Here is an 18,897-nt window from a genome sequence, read left to right as displayed (position 1 = left end):
GATGACAAAGACAGACCTTTCCGACCTGCCGTTCGACATCGCGCGGCTGCATGAGGCCTATGCTGCGGGCCTGTCGCCTGTGGCGGTGATGGAGGAGGTCTTTGCCCGCATCGCGGCGGCAGAGGACCCGGCCATGTTCCTGCATCTGCGGGACAGGGATGAGGCGCTGGCCGAGGTGGCCGGGTTGCCGCCGTTTGATCCTGTTGCCCAACCGCTTTGGGGGGTGCCGTTTGCGGTGAAGGACAATATCGATGTGGGCGACGTGCCGACGACGGCGGGCTGTCCGGCCTTTGCCTATGTGCCGGGGGAGGATGCCTTTGTGGTGGCGCGGCTGCGCGCGGCGGGGGCGGTGTGGATCGGCAAGACCAACCTTGACCAGTTCGCGACGGGGCTGGTGGGCGTGCGGTCGCCCTATGGGGTGCCGCGCAACGCGCTGGACCCCGAGATTGTTCCCGGCGGATCGTCAAGCGGATCGGCGGTATCCGTGGCGCGGGGGTTGGTGTCGTTTTCGTTGGGGACGGATACGGCGGGATCGGGGCGGGTGCCAGCGGCGCTGAACAATATCGTGGGGTTGAAGCCATCGCTGGGCGCGCTGTCGGGAACGGGTATGGTGCCGGCCTGCCGGACGCTGGACACGATTTCCATCTTCGGGCTGACAGTGGCGGATGCCTGGGCGGCGTATCGGGTGGCCTGTGCCTTTGACGGTGTTGATCCATGGTCGCGGGTGATGCCAGCGCCCGCGCTGGCCGCAGTGCCGGTGGGGATGCGGCTGGGCGTGCCGGATGCGACAAGCATCGAGTTTTTTGGCGATGCGGTGCAGGCCGCGGCGTTTGCGGGGCAGGTGGCGGCGCTGCGGGCCATGGGATGCCATGTGGAGGAGGTGGATTTCACGCCGTTCTACGACGTGGCGAAGATGCTGTATGAAGGGGCCTGGGTGGCCGAGCGGATGGCAGCGGTGGAGCCGCTGTTCCGCGCGCAGCCGGAAGCTTTTCATCCGGTGACGGCCAAGATCATCGGGGGGGCGGATCGCCTGACGGCGGCGGATGCGTTTCGGGGCATCTATCGGCTTGCGGCGTTGAAGCGGCAGGCGATGGCGGCGATGGCGGGGCTGGACCTGCTGGCGGTGCCGACGATCCCGACCTTTTACACCCTCGCCGATCTGGAGGCCGATCCCATCGGGCCGAACAGCCGGTTGGGGACCTATACGAATTTCGTGAACCTGCTGGACATGTGCGGCATCGCCGTGCCGACCGGGCCACGCAGCGATGGGCGACCCGGCAGCGTGACGTTGCTGGCGCGGGCGGGGGAGGATGCGAAAATTGCGGCGCTGGGCGCGGCGATCCAGTGGGATACGGGTGGTCGGCTGGGGGCGACGGGATGGAGCATTCCGGCCACGCCTGCGCCGGTGGCAGAGGCGTTGCCGGGCGAGATGGCGGTGGTGCTGGTGGGCGCGCATATGACCGGGCTGCCGCTGAATGGGCAAGTTGCGGGGCTTGGCGGGCGGTTTCTGGAACGGACGGCGACGGCCCCCAAGTATCGACTGTTTCGGCTGCCGGGGCCGCCCCCGGCCCGACCAGGGATGATCCGGGCCGACGGTGGGGCCGCGATCGAGGTGGAGGTCTGGGCGCTGCCTTTGGCGCAGGTAGGGGCGTTTCTGGCGCTGATCCCCGCGCCGCTGGGGCTTGGGAAGGTCGAACTGGCGGATGGTCGGCTTGCTGTGGGTTTTCTGGCCGAGGCGGCAGGGGTGGAAGGCGCGCAGGAGATCACCCATCTGGGCGGTTGGCGGGGCTTTCTTGCCGCGCAAGGATAGGGACCGGGCGGGCGGGTTGTTGGGGTCTGGCCCCGGCTTTCGTTGCGCTATGCTGGTTCCTGTCCTGTGGTGAGACAGAGGACGTGTCGCGGGCCGTGGCCGTTCCGGTTCGGGGTGGTTTCCCTATCGCAAAGAGATCGGATATAGAGGCTGCAAATTCACCGAAGCCTTGCAGGGCGCGTTGGGGCGATCTGTGGGGCAGAAGCCTTGATCGATCACCGCCTCGGCCCTGAATGGGGCCAGTGTTTGCGCGTTGCACGGCACAGGGGCGCGCGCGGGGCGAACAGACGGAAGACGCTACACGAATGACGACGGACCAACCGCATAAACTGTCTGTTGCGCCCATGATGGATTGGACGGATCGGCATTGCCGGTACTTCCACCGCCTGATGACGCGGCGGGCGATGCTGTATACCGAGATGGTGACAGCGCCTGCGGTGGTGCATGGCGACCGGGAGCGGCTGCTGGGGTATCACCGGGCGGAACATCCGGTGGCGCTGCAACTGGGCGGGTCGGACCCCGCGGAGTTGCATGCGGCGGTGCGGTTGGCCGCGCCCTTTGGCTATGACGAGATCAACCTGAATGTCGGCTGCCCGTCGGACCGGGTGCAATCTGGCTGTTTCGGCGCCGTGCTGATGGAGCGGCCGCAGCTTGTGGCTGATTGCGTGGCGGCGATGCTGGAGGCCAGCCCTGTGCCGGTGACGGTGAAATGCCGGATCGGGGTGGATGACCAAAGGCCCGAGGAGGTGCTGCCCGATTTCCTGGACCGCGTGTCGGCGGCGGGGGTGCGGCATTTCGTGATTCATGCGCGGAAGGCCTGGCTCAAGGGGCTTTCTCCCAAGGAAAACCGTGAGATACCGCCGCTTGATTATGTTTTGGTTCAACAGATGAAGGCGCAGTTCCCGCATCTGACGATCTGCATCAATGGTGGGATCACGACACTGGATCAGGCAAAGGCCCTGCTGGCGGCAGGGCTGGACGGGGTGATGATCGGGCGCGCGGCCTATCACGACCCCGGCGCGGTGCTGATCGGGGCGGATGCGCTGTGGGGCGATGGGCCGGGGCTGGATGCAGTGGGAGCGGTTGAGGCGATGCGGCCCTATATCGCCGATCATCTGGCGCAGGGGGGGCGACTGCATCAGATCACGCGGCACATGCTGGGCCTGTTCCACGCCCGCCCCGGTGCGCGGGGCTGGCGGCGTGTTCTGTCCGAGGGTGCGTCGCGCCCCGGGGCAGGGTTGGAGGTGCTGGAGGCAGCCTTGGCCGAGGTGACGGGTCAGACCGTCGATCAGGCGGCCGTTGGCTGAGGCCGGGCGAGGGCGAGGCGCGACAGGATCAGCGCCAGCACCCCGCACAGCGCAATGGCTGCCAGCATGGGCGTGGCAGTGCCATCGAAGAACGGCCCTGTGGCGGCGATCATCAGACCGCCCGCAAGCATTTGCAGCGTGCCGCCCAGCGATGAGGCCAGACCTGCGCTGTCGCCGTGATCCTCTAGCGCCATGACCATGGTCGTTGGGATGATCAGGCCGAGGAAGGCATTGGCCAGAAACAGCCCCGCCACGCAGACGATCAGGCTGGCAAAGCCCAGCAGAGCAAGGGCAAGAAGCGCAGCCGTGGTGACGGCAAAGCCGAGCGTGGCCCAAGCCATCACCTTACGCGCGCCAAGCCGCAGGCCCAGCGGACCGGCCGCCTGCGATGCGGCGAAGAAGCCGATGGCGTTGATGGCGAAGGCGATGGAAAAGCCGGTCGGGGTTAGCCCGAAGCTTTCGGTATACACAAAGCTGGCCGAGGCGATGAAGACGAAGAAGCTGGCCATGCCGAAGCCGCCAAGGAACGTCAGACCCATGAAGACACGGTCCGTCAGCAAGCGGCGCGTTCCGCGCAAAGTGGACGCCATGTCAAAGGGTTGGCGGTCCTCAGCACGGAGCGTTTCCTGCTGCGCGAAGACGAGGACGGCAAGGCTGACCAGCCCGGCCACGACCAATGTAGCGAAAATCCCCCGCCAGCCGGTGACGGCCATCAGGCCGGAGCCCACCAGCGGGGCCAGCATGGGCGAGACCGAGATCACCAGCATGACCGCCGCCATGAGGCGGGTTGCGGCGTGGCCGGTATACATGTCGCGGATGATGGCGCGGGGAACCACCATCATCGCTGCGCCGCCCAACCCTTGCACAAAGCGCCCGGCGATCAGCCATTCCACGCTGGGGGCAAAAGTGCAAAGCACGGAACCAGCAAGGAAAATCGCAATGCCCGCGTAAAGCGGCGGTTTGCGTCCGGCCTGATCGGCCCAGGGGCCATAGATCAGTTGCGCCAGACCGAAGGCAATGAAATAGGCGGTGATCGTGGTCTGCATCGCGGGTACGGTGGTTCCCAGCGCCGTGCCGATATCGGGCAGGGCGGGGAGATACATGTCGATGGCGAAGGGGCCGATGCAGGAGAGCAGCCCAAGGATGAGGGCGGGGCGGAGGATACGATCAGACATGAAAAGGCCTGTGGCTGAAATGAAGGGGGTGGCATACGCCTTTTCGCCGGGCAGGTCCAGACTGCGTGGGTCGTTTTGGGCCGTTGGGTCTGGAATGGATTTGAAATTAGGGGCTTGTGCCATTGAATTGGAGTCCTGACGTGGCGGATCTGGGATGGCGGCGGGTGCAATCATCGGCCATTGCGCGTTGGGCAGCGGCAGCAGAGCCGGTGGCGCGGCGGATTGTGATGGAAAGCCAAGAGCCGTGGCGTTGCGGGGGGACGTGGTTCGTGGGGTTGGATGCCCTGCCGAGCGGGGTGGATGGTTCGGTCAGCAATGTGGAATTGCCGTGGGATGACATAGGCTTGTCGCCCGTTCCTCTGCACCCGGCGCAGATTTCGGTGACCCGGGCGGGATATCCCCGGCGCGATGAAGGTGAGAGTGAAAAAGCCTTCGATTTCCGTAGGGTGCGCGACGCGGCGCATCTTGATGGGCTGCTGCCCATGGGGCCGCAGAAACGGCGGATGGTGCAGGAACCGCATGGTTGGATCCTTGGGCTGCCGCTGAACCGGGCGGATGCGGGGGCATCGCCGCTTGTGGTGTGGGAAGGCAGCCATATCGTGATGGGCGCGGCGCTGCGTGCGGCCTTTGCGGGGCGGGCGGATGATCTGGAAAACTTCGATATCACAGAGGCTTATCAGGCGGCGCGCAAGCAGGTGTTTGACAATTGCCCGCGGGTTGAACTGCCGGGCCAACCGGGGGAGGCGGTCATCCTGCACCGCCACATGATCCATGGCGTGGCGCCTTGGGCGGATGGGGCGACTGCAGGGGCGCCGGGGCGGATGGTGGCCTATTTCCGGCCATTGCTGCCAACGGTAACGGCGTGGTTGCAGGACGACGCCTAACTCTTTGCGGGCGTTGGTTTAAACATCTGTTTTTCGGTCAAATGTCGGTGCAGCGCGTGGTGCAGATGGCTGTGCAGACGGGCGTATGCACGCAGCGAACGGTCAGGAAGCATTAAGGTTAACGCCCGGCGTGTGAGTCGCGGCAAGGGATCGGCGCGCGGCCCATGGGGGCCGCGCATTCCTTTTGTCTCGCCTGCGCGCCTTCGCGCTTGGCTCGGGGTTCAAGGGGCGTGTTGCCCCCTCTGTCGGCGCGTGCCGCGCCGCCATTCACCCCCGCTTGGGTATTTGGGCCAAGATGAAAGGACAGGCCATGAAAACGGAATGCTGCGCCTGCCCATTCACCTTGGCAAAAATACCCATCTTGCGACGCAAGCCAAAGGTGCTGTCTTCTGACGGCGACGAAAACGGGGGATCGGAGGGCCTGCTGGCCCCCTGCCATCGAGGAAATTGGTCAGGTCAGTCTTGCAACCGGCCCATGCGGCCGCCGCGGCGTTTGGCAAGGCGGGGGGCGCGGGTGGGAAGGTCGGCCATGATGGCGTGGCGGGCCTCATGCGTAAGGCGCGACCAAGAGGAGATTTCGTCGATGGTGCGGAAGCAGCCGACGCAGATGCGCTCAGCCGGGTGGATCGTGCAAAGCTTGACGCAGGGCGATTGCACCTCATCCCGCTGCCAGACATCATCCTTCACGTCTGCACCCCGTTTCCCATATGCCCCATGCGATCCAAGGCGCCTTGCAGGATATAGCCTGCGGCGACGGCATCGATCACCTCTTTCCGACGTTTTCGCGACGTATCCGCCTCGAGCAGTGCCCTTTCTGCCGCAACGGTGGACAGGCGTTCATCCCAGAAGGTGATGGGCAGGTCGGTCATCCGGGCCAGATTGCGGGCGAAGGCTTGCGTCGCTTGCACGCGGGGGCCGGTGGAGCCGTCCATGTTCAGGGGCAGGCCCAGCACGATGCCATGTGCGCCGCGGGTGGTGAGCAGGGCCAGAAGGCGGGTGGCGTCTTCGGTGAATTTCACGCGGCGCAGGGTTTCAACCGGGGTGGCCACCATGCGGCGCAGGTCGGAGATGGCGATGCCAATGGTCTTGTCGCCGAAATCCAGCCCCGCAATGGCGCGGTTGGGGGGCAGGGTGGCGGCGAAGGTGTCGAAGCTGTCGCAGATCACGGGGTAAGGCCCGCGTTCAGCGCCGCTTCGCGCAGGAAGCTTTGCTGCGAGGGGGAGCCGTCGAAGACCTCCAACGCCTCGGCATAGATTTCCTGTGCCTCGTCCGTGCGGTTGAGTGTGGCGAGGGAGGAAATCAGGCGGGCCCATTCTTCGACTGTGCCACCTTCGGTCGCGAGGCGGCTTCCCAACTGGGCGACCATGCCTTCGATCATGGCTTGGCGATCCTCTTCGCTCATCTCGCCTGCGGCGGTGAGTGCGTCGGCATCGGGGCCGGGGAGCGCGTCGGGCAGGGTATATTCGATCCCGGCGCGGGCGGCGACATCGGCGATCTGGGCGCGGATTGGGGCGATCCAGGGCGCATCGGGCGGGCTGTCGCGCAGAAGTGGTTCCCATAGGCCGAAGGTGCGATCAAACCGGCCCACCTGCGCGGCCATCAGGCCGTAGTAATAGCGGGCGGTGCCGTTGGTGGCATCGAGGGTGAGGGCCTGGGCCAGTTCGGCCTCGGCCTCTGCCGAGACAAGGCCGCCTGCGGCCATGATCATCAGTTCGGCCAAGGCGGCGTGGTCCCCGGCGGTGGCCGTGTCGCCCTTCAGGCGGATCAGCTGTTCCTGGGCGATCCGGGCCTCGGGCAGGTTGCCAAGGCGCGCCTCGTTCGTTGCGAGGAGTTCGAGGCCGCGCTGGTCATCGGGGCGTTCGGCCACGGCGGCGCGAAGCTGGTCCATCAACTGGGCGAAATCGGCATCGGGTGCTGCGGGGGCGGGGCGGGCGGCGGCGGCCTGCGCCTCCATTTCCGCCTGCGGGGCACGGTTGGCGCGCAGTTCATCCGACATGGCGAGGCGGGTTGCGAGGGGTAGGTCGGGGTAGCCCGGTGCGCCGAGGCGGATATAGACCCAATAGCTGCTGCCGATCAGGGCAAGGATCAGAACACCCGCCACGAGGATGCCGCGCGTGCTGGCGCTGCGGTCGCCGCTGTGCAGGGCGCGGTCAGCCTCGAGCAGGCGGCGGGACACTTCGGTGCGCTGGCGGTCGGCCTCATCGGCGGGAAGGGTGCCGCGGGCGAGGTCGCGGTCGATCTCGGCCAGTTGGTCGCGATAGACCTTGAGATCGTATTCGGCGGCGGAGGCGATCTCGGCCCGGGCGCGGATCAGAGCGAGCAGGAAGAGCGCCAGAATGGCGAGGCCCATGCCGCCTGCGGCGATCCAGAAGGCGATCATCTCCATGTCATCGGGCCCGTTTGTGGTTGGCGGTTGGGCGCGATGTAATCCTTCGGCGGGGCTGGCGGAAGGCGGAAACGCGAAAGTGACGGCTGCGACGCTGTCGCAGGGCGGTTCTGTCGCAAATTTCCCGATTGTGCCGCTTGTGGGTGGGGGATTATCTGCACGGCATATGAGAAGGACGGCACAGCGCTGTGCCGCGCGTCACGGGGGTTTGGCCATGAAACGCTATTCGGTCTTTGCGATTGCCCGCGAGGCGCTGCGTCACCACACGGGGTGGGAGCGGGCGTGGAAAAGCCCGGCCCCCAAGGCCGCCTATGATGCGATCATCGTGGGCGCCGGCGGGCATGGGTTGGCGACGGCCTATTACCTGGGCAAGAATTACGGCATCACCAATGTGGCGATCCTTGAAAAGGGGTGGTTGGGTGGTGGCAATACGGGCCGGAACACGACGATCATCCGGTCGAATTACCTGCAGGATTCCTCGGCTGCGATCTATGAGAAATCCCGCTCGCTGTATGAAACGCTGAGCCAGGACCTGAACTACAACGTGATGTTCAGCCCGCGCGGCGTGATGATGCTGGCGCAGACGCATCACGAGGTGCGGGGCTATCTGCGCACGGCGCATGCGAACGCCTTGCAGGGCGTGCAGACGGAGTTCATCACGCCGCAGCGGGTGAAGGAGCTGTGCCCGATCCTGAATATCGACGGGCCGCGCTATCCGGTGCTGGGCGCGCTGTGGCAGGCGCGGGGCGGCACGGGGCGGCATGACGCGGTGGCCTGGGGCTATGCGCGGGCGTGCAGCGACATGGGCATGGACATCATCCAGCAATGTGAGGTGACGGGGGTCCGGTCCGAGGGGGGCAAGGTCGTGGGGGTGGAAACCTCCAAGGGCTATATCGGGACCAAGAAGCTGGGCATCGTGGTGGCGGGGCATTCGGGACAGGTGGCCGAGATGGCCGGGTTCCGCCTGCCGGTGGAAGCGGTGGCGTTGCAGGCGCTGGTGAGTGAGCCGATCAAGCCCTGCATGGACATCGTGGTGATGGCCAATACGGTGCATGGTTATATGAGCCAGTCCGACAAGGGCGAGATGGTTATTGGCGGCGGGACGGACGGGTTCAACAACTATACCCAGCGCGGGTCTTTCCATCATATCGAGGAAACGCTGCGGGCGCTGATCGAGACCTTCCCGATCATCAGCCGGTTGAAGATGCTGCGGCAGTGGGGCGGGATCGTGGACATGACGGGGGATCGGTCGCCGATCATCTCGAAAACGCCCTTGGGGAATTGCTTTATCAACTGCGGCTGGGGGACGGGCGGGTTCAAGGCGATTCCGGGTTCCGGCTGGGCGATGGCCGAGCTGATGGCCAAGGGCGAGCCGGGGCCGCTGGCCGCTGAGTTCGACATGTGGCGGTTCAAGGAAGGGCGGTTCATCGACGAATCCGTGGCCGCCGGGGTGGCGCATTGATGGGCTGCGCGGGCGTGATGGGGAACCGGAGCGGGGATTTAGGCGTTGGGCTGTTGAACACGGCCTTAACGGAGACTGTCCCATGTCTGACTCACGCCAATCTGCCCCGCCGCCGCCGCCCAAATCCAACGGCATGCTTATCTTCATCGTCGGCGGTCTTGTCGTCGCGGTGGGGGTTGTCGCCTATATCATCACGGGCGGTTCCATGTCCGATGGGGATGCCGGATCGCCCGCTGTCAGCATCGAGAACAACACAACCGCGCCTGCGCCAGCCGAGCCGGCCGCACCTGCGCCCACGCCAGAGCCTGCCGCGCCTGCCGAGCCTGCACCAGCTGAGCCTGTCGCGCCTGCGCCTGCCCCGGCAGCGCCCGCTACGCCCTGATACCACCCTATCCTTTCTGATCACCGCCAGCGGCGGGCACAGTGTTGTGCCCGCCGTTTGCATGTCTGGAGATTGCCCGTGCTGACCCTGACCTGCCCCTATTGCGGCGTTGCCGCCGAGGAAACCGAGCTTTCGCCGGGATATGAGGCGCATTTGAAGCGGTTCGGTCCCGGTTCCTCGGATGAGGAATTCGAGGCCTATATGTTCGCCCGCAAGAACCCCAAGGGGGTGCATTTCGAGCGGTGGCGGCATTCCTATGGCTGTGGGAAGTGGTTTCTGGCCGCGCGTTGCACGGCGACGCTGGAGGTGTTCGGCACCTATCCCGCGCAGGTGGGCGAGCCGCCCGCCGATATCATCGAGAAGATCAAGGCCCGCAGGCCGGAGTGGAAGGGTTACAAATGAGCACCCGTCTTGCAAAAGGGGGCCGGTTGATCGACCGGTCGGCGGCGCTTGATTTCAGCTTCAACGGCAAGCGGATGAAGGGCTTTCGCGGCGATACGCTGTCGGCGGCGCTGCTGGCCAATGACCAAATGCTGGTGGGCCGGTCGTTCAAGTATCACCGTCCGCGCGGGATCGTGGCGGCGGGGGCGGAGGAGCCCAATGCGCTGGTCAATCTGGGGTCCGGCGCGCGGCTGGAGCCGAACCAGCGGACCACGGTGACAGAGTTGTTCGACGGGCTTGAGGCGACGAGCCAGAACCATTGGCCGAGCCTTGAGTATGATGTGGGTGTGCTGAACAACACGGCCGCGCGGTTTTTGCCTGCCGGGTTCTATTACAAGACCTTCATCCATCCGCGCCCGTTCTGGAAACATGTGTTCGAGCCGATCATCCGGCAGTCGGCGGGCCTTGGCAAAGCGCCGAAGGACCGGGATGCGGATCGCTATGAGCAGGCCTATGCCTTTTGCGACCTGCTGGTCGTGGGTGGCGGTATTGCCGGGTTGCAGGCGGCGCTGGTGGCGGGCCGTGCGGGGGCGCGGGTTCTGCTGCTGGAACAGAACGCCCATTGGGGCGGGCGCGCGCCGGTGGATGGCGATGTGATCGACGGTCAGCCTGCGGGCGCATGGGTCGATACGGCCGTGGCGGCGCTGGAGGGGATGGAGAACGTCACCCTGCGGGCGCGCTGCATGGCGGCGGGGGTCTATGACCATGGCTATGTGCTGGCCGATGAGAAGGTGGCCGATCACACGCCCGGCGACGGGCGGCCAAAGCATCGGCTGTGGCGTATCCGGGCGGGCAAGATCCTGACGGCCACGGGGGCGATTGAACGGCCCTTGAGCTTTGCTGGCAATGACATTCCCGGCGTGATGCTGGCGGCGGCGGTGCGCGACTATGTGGTGAACTGGGCGGTGTCGCCGGGGGATCGCACGGTTGTGGTGACGAACAACGATGACGGCTATCGTACGGCGATTGCGCTGCGCGAGGCTGGGTTGGCGGTTCCGGCGATTGTGGATGCGCGGTCTGCGCCTTCGGGGGCGCTGATCGACAAGGCGCGGGCTTTGGGGCTGCGGATCGAGGCGGGGCGCGGGATTGCCAAGGTGAAGGGGGGCAAGCGGGTGACCTCTGTCGCCATTTGCTTGCAGGCCGGTGAGGGCGCGGTGATCGAAGAGATCGCCTGCGACGCGGTGGCCATGTCGGGTGGGTGGTCGCCTGTGGTGCATCTGTGGAGCCATTGCGGCGGCAAGCTGATCTGGGACGCGGCGCATGCGCATTTCCGGCCGGATGCGGCGCGCCCGCCGCTGAACCATGATGGCGGGGCGATGGTCTATGCGGCAGGGGCTGCCAATGGCGCGATGAGTGCTGCGGCGGCGCTGGCGGATGCGGATGCGCAGGCCGGGGCGGTGCTGGCGGCGCTTGGGGTGAAGGCCAAGAAGGGCAAGGCTCCGGTTGCTGATGCGGTGGTTGAGGGGCCGATGGAGGCCGTCTGGATCATGCCGCAGGGGGCATCGATCGAGCTGAAGTCGAAGATGTGGCTGGATTATCAGAACGACGTGAAAGTGTCCGACGTGCAGTTGGCGGCGCGGGAAGGGTATGAATCGGTTGAGCATACCAAGCGCTACACCACGCTGGGGATGGCGACGGATCAGGGCAAGCTGTCCAATATCAACGGGCTGGCCGTGCTGGCGGGGGCGTTGAATGCGGATATTCCGCAGGTTGGCACCACCACTTTCCGCCCGCCTTATACGCCTGTGACGCTGGGCGCGTTGGCGGGTGAGGCGCGCGATGAGATATTCCAGCCGCTGCGGCGCACGCCGATGCATGAATGGCATGAGCGGAACGGGGCTTATTTCGAGCCGGTCGGTCTGTGGCGGCGGCCCTATTGCTTCCCCCGTGCCGGGGAGACGCATGAACAGGCGGTGCATCGCGAGGTTCTGAATACGCGCAACGCGCTGGGGCTGTTGGATGCGTCGACGCTGGGCAAGATCATCGTGAAGGGTCCGGATGCGGGGAAATTCCTCGACATGCTGTACACGGGCGTGATGAGCACTTTGCCCGTGGGCAAGTGCCGTTATGGGCTGATGTGCAACGAGCAGGGCTTCCTGTCGGATGACGGCGTGGTGGCGCGGATCGATGAGGAGACGTGGCTGTGCCACACCACTTCGGGCGGGGCAGACCGCATCCATGCGTGGATGGAGGACTGGCTGCAATGCGAGTGGTGGGATTGGCAGGTCTATACCGCCAATGTGACCGAGCAATATGCGCAGGTCGCCGTGGTGGGGCCGAATGCGCGCAAAGTGCTGGAGAAACTGGGCGGGATGGATGTGTCCAAGGAGGCGCTGCCCTTCATGCAATGGGCGGATGGCACCTTGGGCGGGTTTGGCTGCCGGGTCTATCGCATCAGTTTCTCGGGTGAGTTGTCCTACGAGATCGCGGTGCCAGCGAGCCATGGTGCGGCCTTCTGGGAGGCGCTGCACGCGGCGGGGGCGGAGTTTGGGGCGATGCCCTATGGCACCGAGGCGCTGCACATCATGCGGGCCGAGAAGGGCTTTATCATGATCGGGGATGAAACCGATGGCACGGTGATCCCGCAGGATTTGGGCCTTGACTGGGCGATTTCGAAGAAGAAGGCGGACTATCTGGGCAAGCGGGGGCAGGCGCGGAACTTCCTCGCCTCGGCTGAACGGTGGAAGCTGGTCGGGTTCGAAACGCTGGACGGGTCGGTGATCCCGGACGGGGCCTATATCATTGCGTCTGGTGTGAATGCGAACGGGCAGGGCAATACGCAAGGGCGCGTGACGTCGACCTATTATTCGCCCACGCTGAAGAAGGGGATTGCGATGGGCTTGCTGCATCGCGGGCCGGAGCGGATGGGCGAGGTGGTAGAGTTCAACACCGTCAAGGGCGGCACCGTGAAGGCGCGGGTCGTGGACGCCGTCTTCTATGACAAGGATGGGGAGAAGCCGAATGTCTGAACCCAAAAGCGCATTGGGCGGGGCTGTGGCGGGGGGCTTTGCCTCGGTCCGTGAAATCGGGCCGGTGGGGATGATCACCCTGCGCGCCAAGCCGGACGCGGCGGGGCTGGCCAAGGCGGTGAAGGCCGCTGTGGGGACGGGCTTGCCGGGGGTGCGGGGGATCGTGACGGAAGGTGATCGCGCCTGCGGCTGGATGAGCCCGGACGAATATCTGCTGGTCATGCCCTATGCGGCGGTGGCGGGGGCGCTGGAGGCCATCGGCAAGGCCATGGCGGGCGCGCATCACCTTGCGGTGGATGTGTCGGACGCACGGGCGGTGTTCCGGGTGGAGGGCGCAAAGGCCGAACAGGTGCTGGCCAAGCTGTCGCCAGTGGATTTCGCGAAGCTGGAACCTGGCGAGTTGCGCCGGACGCGGGCGGCGCAGGTGGCGGCGGCGCTGTGGCGCGAGGGGGACGGGTTTACTGTCGTCTGCTTCCGGTCGGTGGCGCGCTATGTGTTCGACCTGCTGGCATCTGGCGCGAAGCCGGGGTCGGAACTGCACTGACGCAGCAGGGTTGCGGAACGGATTGGGCCGGTTCCTGCGGGGGCCGGCCTTTCGTTTTGGCGATGGCTTGGGGCGGGCGCGGACCGCCGCTCTTGGCCCAACAGTCGCAAGCGGGAGAGGCGCGCGCCGGGATTGCAACCGGGGGTGAGGATTGCCTTGTTTGCCTTGCGATTAAGGCCGGAGCGATGGCGCGGGCGGCAAGGCGGTTTCCGGCGTGTGGGCCGCCAAAAGCGTTGCTGCGGTGCAACATTGTCTTGTGCCGCAGCACTGTCTGAGGGCGCGGCGGGGTGCTGGCCGAAGTCCCGGGTTGCCAAGTTGAGGCCTCAAGTTCTTAACGTAGATTAAGTTTTGCATTTTGAGGGTGTCAGATGGCGCGTTTCGGGGTTCTGGGTGTTGTTGCCGCATTTGCCTTGATCTTCGGATTCCTGTTCCGGGTCTTTCCGCTGGCTTTGGGGGAAGAGTGGATCACGCAGTTCTTTGTCACCGAGGACGGCTATCTGATGCTGACGCTGGCGCGCAATCTGGCCATCGGGCTGGGGTTGAGCGTGTCGGAGGGGACCATCGCATCGAACGGGGTGCAGCCGCTGGCGACGCTGATGTATTCGGCGGGGTTCTGGCTGGTGGACGGCGACAAGCTGGGCGGGGTGGCGATCGTTCTGGTGTTGATGGTGCTGTTCTGGGTGGCGTCGGTGCTGGCGGTGAAGCGGTTTGCCGCGTCGCTGATGGGGCCGGAGGCGGTGATTCTGCCCTGGGCCGTGGCGGCGCTGTGGGCTTCGGGGCCTTTGTCGGCGCGCCACAGCATGAACGCGCTGGAGACCGGGCTTTATGTGCTGGTCGTTGTGGTCTTTGTGCTGATCTTCGGGCGTATCGCGGTGCAGGCGCGGCGGTTGACGATGGGCGAGATGCTGACGCTTGGCGGGTTGGCGGGGCTGGCCTTCTGGGCGCGCAACGATGCGGTGTTCCTGATTGCCGCGCTGCTGTTCGTGCGCTTTGTCTTTGCGCTGCGGCTGCCCGAGGTGGGGTTTGTGCGCGCGGTGGTGGAAGGTGCGGTGCCGGGTGTGGTGTCGCTGGTGATCGGCCTGCCGTGGCTGCTGCATAACAAGATCTATTTCGGGTCGTTCGTGCCGATCAGCGGCACTTCGCAATCCTTTGCGGCCCCCATCGGTGGCAATTTCGACATTCTGCCCGGCAAGTTGTTCGAGACGATGTTCCCGATGCTGCCGGTTCCGGGGTCCATCGAGAGCCTGATTCCGGTGCAGGTGGTGTTGTGGCTGATCGTGCTGGTCATCTGGGTCAGCTTCGTGTGGCGGATCGTGCGCGAGGGGCATCCGATGCGGTTGGCCGTGCTGGGCTATTCGCTGTTTGCGGTGCTGCAATGCGTCTATTACGGCACCTTCTTTGGCGCGCCGCATTTCCTGTCGCGGTATCTGTTTCCGCTGAGCCCGTTGCTGGTGACGGCGGCAGTGGCGCAGGCGGCGTGGCTGGGCGCGCGGATGCGGGCGCCGCGCTTGGCCGAGATGGCGGTGGCCGGGGCGATCCTGCTGGGGGTGGTGACCACGGCGCGGCTGTTGCTGCCGGGGCATCATGATCAGGGGCATTTCCAGGTTGTGGACTGGGTTCAGGAAAATGTGCCGGACGAGGATTGGGTATCGGCGGTGCAGACCGGGACGCTGGGGTTCTGGCATGACCGCACGATCAATCTGGATGGCAAGGTGAACCCGCAGGCACTGCAGGCCCTGCTGACCGAGGGGCATTTCTACACCTATGTGGTGTCGAATCCACAGATCAGGTGGCTGGCGGACTGGTACGGCATGGCGGCCTTTGACACCGAAGAGCGCGCGGGATTTGGCGATCTGTTCGAGGTGGTGGTGGCGGATGAGGCGCGCAACCTTGCCGTGCTGCGCCGCATCGACGCGCCCTGACATGGGCGTTGACGCGCGTCGCGTTGCCGTTCAGGTCGGGGCCGGGTGCGGGGGCAATCTTTGCCGTTGCGGCGGCGGGATGGAACCAAAAGGGTGCTTTGGCCCTTGACCTTCTGGGCGGGAGGACCCTTATCTGCGCCATCCCGTGACACGCGAACCGAGAGGACTCTCCCATGGCTTTCACGCTTCCCGATCTTCCCTATGCACATGACGCGCTGGCGTCGCTGGGCATGTCGAAGGAAACCTTCGAGTATCACCACGACATCCACCACAAGGCCTATGTCGACAACGGCAACAAGCTGCTGGCCGCGTCGGAATATGAGGCGATGAGCCTGGAAGACATCATCACCAGCACCTATCAGGCTGGCGCGGTGGCGCAGAGCGGTCTGTTCAACAACGCCTCGCAGCATTGGAACCATGCCCTGTTCTGGGAGATCATGGGGCCGGGCGAGAACAAGAAGATGCCGAGCGAGCTGGAGCTTGCGCTGGCAGAGAGCTTTGGGTCGGTGGCCAAGTTCAAGGAAGATTTCGCGGCTGCCGGGGCCGGACAGTTCGGGTCGGGCTGGGCCTGGCTGGTGAAGGACAAGGACGGCGCGCTGAAGGTGACCAAGACCGAGAATGGCGTGAACCCGCTGTGCTTTGGCCAGACCGCGCTGCTGGGCTGCGATGTGTGGGAACATTCCTATTACATCGACTTCCGCAACAAGCGCCCGGCTTATCTGACCAACTTCCTGGACAAGCTGGTGAACTGGGAAGCGGTTGCGGCGAAGCTGTGATCGGTTCTGACGTTTGAAGGAAGGCCCGTCGCGGGGGACTGCGGCGGGCCTTTTCTTTTGGGCGGTGCGCTGGAGGGTAACCCCGGGGGCGCTTCGCCCCCCGGACCCCCCGAGGATATTTTTGCAGAGAAGATATAGGCAGGGGGGAAGCTGCCAGTTGGTCGGGAGATCGGCGTGCTTGGGAAGACGGGGCCGGGTTTTGTGCCGCCAGAGGTCACGTCAGGTGCTGTGGCCGGCCAGGGCTTGTTGGGCGGCTTGGCGGATAGCGGGATCGACACGGTCGGAGGCGATCACCCGATGCAATGCGTCGCTGATGCGGCCCGCCGCAATGATCCGGCGCGCATGGGTGGTGCGCGATGTTGCGGCCTTGGCGGTGTAGAATTGGCTGAGTTCGGCGGCGATGTCGGCAGCGCTGCGCCGACCGTCGCGGAACAGCGGCAGATAGGTGACGAAGCAGCCCATGCCGATGGAGCGCAGGGCGCGGTCGAGTTGATCATCTGTCACGGCGGTTACCCCATACGTGCACGGTGGGGGAAAATGCATCCTTGAGTTGTGGTGCGCAAGGCTGAGAGTGGAACTGTGCCGATCAGGCCAGCGCCTCGCGCAGGCGCAGGACGAGGCTGGGCACGTCGGGGACGGTGGTGAAGTAATCCTGTATGGTTTCTTCGGCGAAGCCTTCGTCGATGACGTGGCGGGTGAGGGCGACGAGGGGTTGCCAGTAGCCTTCGGTATCCAGAAGGAAGATCGGTTTGCGGTGCAGGCCGATCTGGCGCCAGGTGAGCACCTCGAAGAATTCGTCCAGGGATCCCGCGCCGCCCGGCAGGACGACGATGGCATCGGAATTCATGAACATCACCTTTTTGCGTTCGTGCATGTCTTCGGTGATGACGAGTTGCGACAGGTCGCGGCGGCCGCGTTCGCGGGTCATAAGATGGGTGGGGATGACGCCCATGGTGGTGGCCCCCGCCTCCTGTGCCGCGCGGGCCACTTCGCCCATCAACCCCACGTCGCCTGCGCCATAAACGAGGCGCCAGCCTTCGGTTGCGATGGCGCTGCCGAAGCTGCGGGCGGCCTGCGCATAGGCGGGGCGAAGGCCGGGACGTGAGCCACAGAAGACACAGACGGAACGAAGCGGGGTCATGCTGGGCGCTTTCGGGGATTGGGAGGTTGCCTGAACCTGTGTTATCGGGCTTTGGTATCTAAGGGAAGAAGGGGCCGGGAACAGGCCCTGCCAACCGGCGGAGATGGTTTTTCGCCCGGAATGGCCGCAGGGATATGGGGTAATGCAATGAAGCCTTGGGCAGAGATGTCGGTTGCCGGATGCGGTGGCGTGATCGGCGGGGTGGCCGCGGTGATCGCGGCGTTGTTCTATGGGGCGTGGAGCGTGAGCCGCCCGCCTGTGGAACCGGTAGGGGTGGTGACCGGGACGGGCACGGGCGAGGCCGCACCCGCCGAGGGTGAGGCTACTGGTGAGGCGGCGGCGGATGCCGGAGCGGCCGAGACTGCGGATGCGGAGGCTGCGCCTGAGGCGGGTGCCGATGTGGCCGGGGCAAAGGCGAGTGGGGCGGAGACTGCCGGCGCGGAGACTGCTGGGGCTGAGACTGCCGGAGCGGAGCCGCCGGCGGATGCGGCGGCTGGTGACGTTGCGGCGGATGCTGAGGCGGGGGCGGTTGCCGAGGCCGAGGCCGAGGCGGTGGCAGAGCCGGAAGCCGTTGCAGAGCCTGCGCCGGATGCGGCGGCGGAGGTGGTGCCCGAGGTGGTTATCGTGCCGCCGTCTTTTGATCTGGTGCGGGTGGAAAAGGATGGATCGGCGCTGGTGGCCGGGGCGGCGGTGCCCGAGGCTGTGTTGTCCTTGCGGGTGACGGGTGAAGAGATTGTCAGCGTTCCGGCGGATGGGCAGGGCAAGTTCGTGGCGATGTTCAACCTTGCTCCCAGCGTTGCGCCGCGTGTCTTGTCGCTGGTGATGCAGATGCCGGACGGGACGGAGGTAGCGGCGGAAGGGTCTGTCGTGATCGCGCCGACGGTGGCACCTGTGGCACCTGTTGCGGTGGCAGAGGCCCCGGTGGATGAGCCGCGGGAAGAAGCCATGGCGGAAGTGGGAACGCCCGAGGCGGAGCCGGCGCCGGAAGCCGTGGCAGAGGCTGAAGCCGCGCCTGCTGCGCCTGCGGCTTTGCTGGTGACGGATGAGGGGGCGAAGGTGTTGCAATCGGCGGAGGACATGCCGCCGGAACTGGTGGCCAATGTGACCATCGACACCATCACCTATACGCCCGAAGGGGCGGTGCAATTGGCCGGGCGGGGCAAGCCGGAGCGGGTGGTGCGGCTGTATCTGGACAATGCGCCGCTGAGCGAGGCGACCATTTCGGCGGCCGGGGACTGGGCGGTGACGCTGCCCGAGGTGGCGGCCGGGATCTATACCCTGCGCGCCGATCAGGTGGATGCGGCGGGGGCGGTGATCAGCCGCTTCGAGACGCCCTTCAAGCGCGAGACGGTCGAGGCGCTGGCGGCGGCATCTGCGGGAGAGGCAGAAGCTGAGGCAGGGGCTGCGGCTGGGGCTGCGGTTGGGGCCGAAACGGCCGGTGAGGTTGTGGCCGAGGCGGAACCTGCGGCAGAGGCTGTGGGTGCGGCAGAGGGCGAAGCTGTGGCCGAGGCGGTGGCACTAGTCACGGTGACAGTGCAGCCAGGCTTTACCCTGTGGCAGATCGCCAGCGAGCAGTTGGGGGCCGGGCCGCGCTATGTGCAGGTGTTCGAGGCCAACAAGGACCAGATCCGCGATCCCGACCTGATCTATCCCGGGCAGGTCTTTGCCATCCCCGAGGTGGAATAGACCCCGCAGGAA

At 65.7% G+C, this 18,897-nt stretch carries 17 protein-coding genes; 11 read left to right on the top strand and 6 right to left on the bottom strand.

The annotated features are described in order from the left end of the window. Position 1: 1 nt before the first annotated feature. A complete protein-coding gene (gene atzF / locus RSE12_13420; GenBank protein WRH61377.1) occupies positions 2-1,810 on the top strand; it encodes an allophanate hydrolase in 1,809 nt (602 codons plus the stop codon). A gap of 344 nt (positions 1,811-2,154) precedes the next feature. Then, a complete protein-coding gene (dusA, locus tag RSE12_13415; GenBank protein WRH64823.1) occupies positions 2,155-3,117 on the top strand; it encodes a tRNA dihydrouridine(20/20a) synthase DusA in 963 nt (320 codons plus the stop codon). On the opposite strand, the gene RSE12_13410 is transcribed toward dusA, so the two are convergent. Continuing rightward, positions 3,099-4,292 (bottom strand): multidrug effflux MFS transporter, encoded by a 1,194-nt coding sequence (locus tag RSE12_13410; GenBank protein WRH61376.1) that lies wholly within the window; start codon positions 4,290-4,292, stop codon positions 3,099-3,101. The two genes, dusA and RSE12_13410, sit on opposite strands and share 19 nt — an antisense overlap. 140 nt (positions 4,293-4,432) lie before the next feature. Here RSE12_13410 and RSE12_13405 point away from each other — a divergent pair, with 140 nt between their 5' ends. Then, on the top strand, positions 4,433-5,176 hold the full coding sequence (locus tag RSE12_13405) for a hypothetical protein (GenBank protein ID WRH61375.1): 744 nt from the start codon (positions 4,433-4,435) through the stop codon (positions 5,174-5,176). A 456-nt stretch (positions 5,177-5,632) separates the two neighbouring features. On the opposite strand, the gene RSE12_13400 is transcribed toward RSE12_13405, so the two are convergent. Genes RSE12_13400 through ccmI form a run of 3 tightly spaced genes read right to left on the bottom strand, consistent with a single transcriptional unit; the run spans position 5,633 to position 7,562 of the window. Continuing rightward, positions 5,633-5,863 carry a DUF1289 domain-containing protein gene (locus RSE12_13400; GenBank protein ID WRH61374.1) on the bottom strand — a complete coding sequence of 77 codons (231 nt, stop codon included), beginning with the start codon at positions 5,861-5,863 and terminating at the stop codon, positions 5,633-5,635. After that, complete coding sequence (ruvX, locus tag RSE12_13395; protein WRH61373.1) at positions 5,860-6,342, bottom strand: Holliday junction resolvase RuvX; 483 nt, start codon at positions 6,340-6,342, stop codon at positions 5,860-5,862. Before ruvX ends, RSE12_13400 begins: the two co-directional genes overlap by 4 nt. Then, positions 6,339-7,562 (bottom strand): c-type cytochrome biogenesis protein CcmI, encoded by a 1,224-nt coding sequence (ccmI, locus tag RSE12_13390; GenBank protein WRH61372.1) that lies wholly within the window; start codon positions 7,560-7,562, stop codon positions 6,339-6,341. The genes ruvX and ccmI overlap by 4 nt, the downstream gene beginning before the upstream one ends. A gap of 214 nt (positions 7,563-7,776) precedes the next feature. On the opposite strand from ccmI, the gene RSE12_13385 reads away from it, so the two are divergent. The 7 genes from RSE12_13385 (at position 7,777) to RSE12_13355 (ending at position 16,058) form a co-directional block, all read left to right on the top strand. After that, the gene (locus RSE12_13385) at positions 7,777-9,024 is read left to right on the top strand and encodes a sarcosine oxidase subunit beta family protein (GenBank protein ID WRH61371.1); all 1,248 of its coding nucleotides are present in this window, start codon (positions 7,777-7,779) and stop codon (positions 9,022-9,024) included. 82 nt (positions 9,025-9,106) lie between these two features. Further along, positions 9,107-9,406 carry a hypothetical protein gene (locus RSE12_13380; GenBank protein ID WRH61370.1) on the top strand — a complete coding sequence of 100 codons (300 nt, stop codon included), beginning with the start codon at positions 9,107-9,109 and terminating at the stop codon, positions 9,404-9,406. Between the two features lie 78 nt (positions 9,407-9,484). After that, complete coding sequence (locus tag RSE12_13375; protein ID WRH61369.1) at positions 9,485-9,808, top strand: sarcosine oxidase subunit delta; 324 nt, start codon at positions 9,485-9,487, stop codon at positions 9,806-9,808. After that, the gene (locus RSE12_13370) at positions 9,805-12,816 is read left to right on the top strand and encodes a sarcosine oxidase subunit alpha family protein (protein WRH61368.1); all 3,012 of its coding nucleotides are present in this window, start codon (positions 9,805-9,807) and stop codon (positions 12,814-12,816) included. Before RSE12_13375 ends, RSE12_13370 begins: the two co-directional genes overlap by 4 nt. Further along, the gene (locus tag RSE12_13365) at positions 12,809-13,360 is read left to right on the top strand and encodes a sarcosine oxidase subunit gamma family protein (GenBank protein ID WRH61367.1); all 552 of its coding nucleotides are present in this window, start codon (positions 12,809-12,811) and stop codon (positions 13,358-13,360) included. The genes RSE12_13370 and RSE12_13365 overlap by 8 nt, the downstream gene beginning before the upstream one ends. A 368-nt stretch (positions 13,361-13,728) precedes the next feature. Beyond that, entirely contained in the window at positions 13,729-15,282 is a 1,554-nt protein-coding gene (locus RSE12_13360) for a hypothetical protein (GenBank protein WRH61366.1), read from the top strand. Between the two features lie 173 nt (positions 15,283-15,455). Then, the gene (locus RSE12_13355) at positions 15,456-16,058 is read left to right on the top strand and encodes a superoxide dismutase (protein ID WRH61365.1); all 603 of its coding nucleotides are present in this window, start codon (positions 15,456-15,458) and stop codon (positions 16,056-16,058) included. A 219-nt stretch (positions 16,059-16,277) separates the two neighbouring features. Here the strand turns inward: RSE12_13355 and RSE12_13350 are convergent, their stop codons facing one another. Together RSE12_13350 and RSE12_13345 are read right to left on the bottom strand one after the other, a co-directional pair. After that, on the bottom strand, positions 16,278-16,562 hold the full coding sequence (locus tag RSE12_13350) for a hypothetical protein (GenBank protein ID WRH61364.1): 285 nt from the start codon (positions 16,560-16,562) through the stop codon (positions 16,278-16,280). Between the two features lie 82 nt (positions 16,563-16,644). After that, on the bottom strand, positions 16,645-17,199 hold the full coding sequence (locus RSE12_13345; protein WRH61363.1) for a TIGR00730 family Rossman fold protein: 555 nt from the start codon (positions 17,197-17,199) through the stop codon (positions 16,645-16,647). Between the two features lie 147 nt (positions 17,200-17,346). Between RSE12_13345 and RSE12_13340 the strand changes: the two genes are divergently transcribed. Continuing rightward, entirely contained in the window at positions 17,347-18,885 is a 1,539-nt protein-coding gene (locus RSE12_13340; GenBank protein WRH61362.1) for a LysM peptidoglycan-binding domain-containing protein, read from the top strand. Positions 18,886-18,897: the final 12 nt, after the last annotated feature.

The organism is Fuscovulum sp. (assembly GCA_035192965.1).
Taxonomy (GTDB): Bacteria; Pseudomonadota; Alphaproteobacteria; order Rhodobacterales; family Rhodobacteraceae; genus Paragemmobacter.
This window is presented reverse-complemented; position numbering and strand designations above follow the sequence as displayed.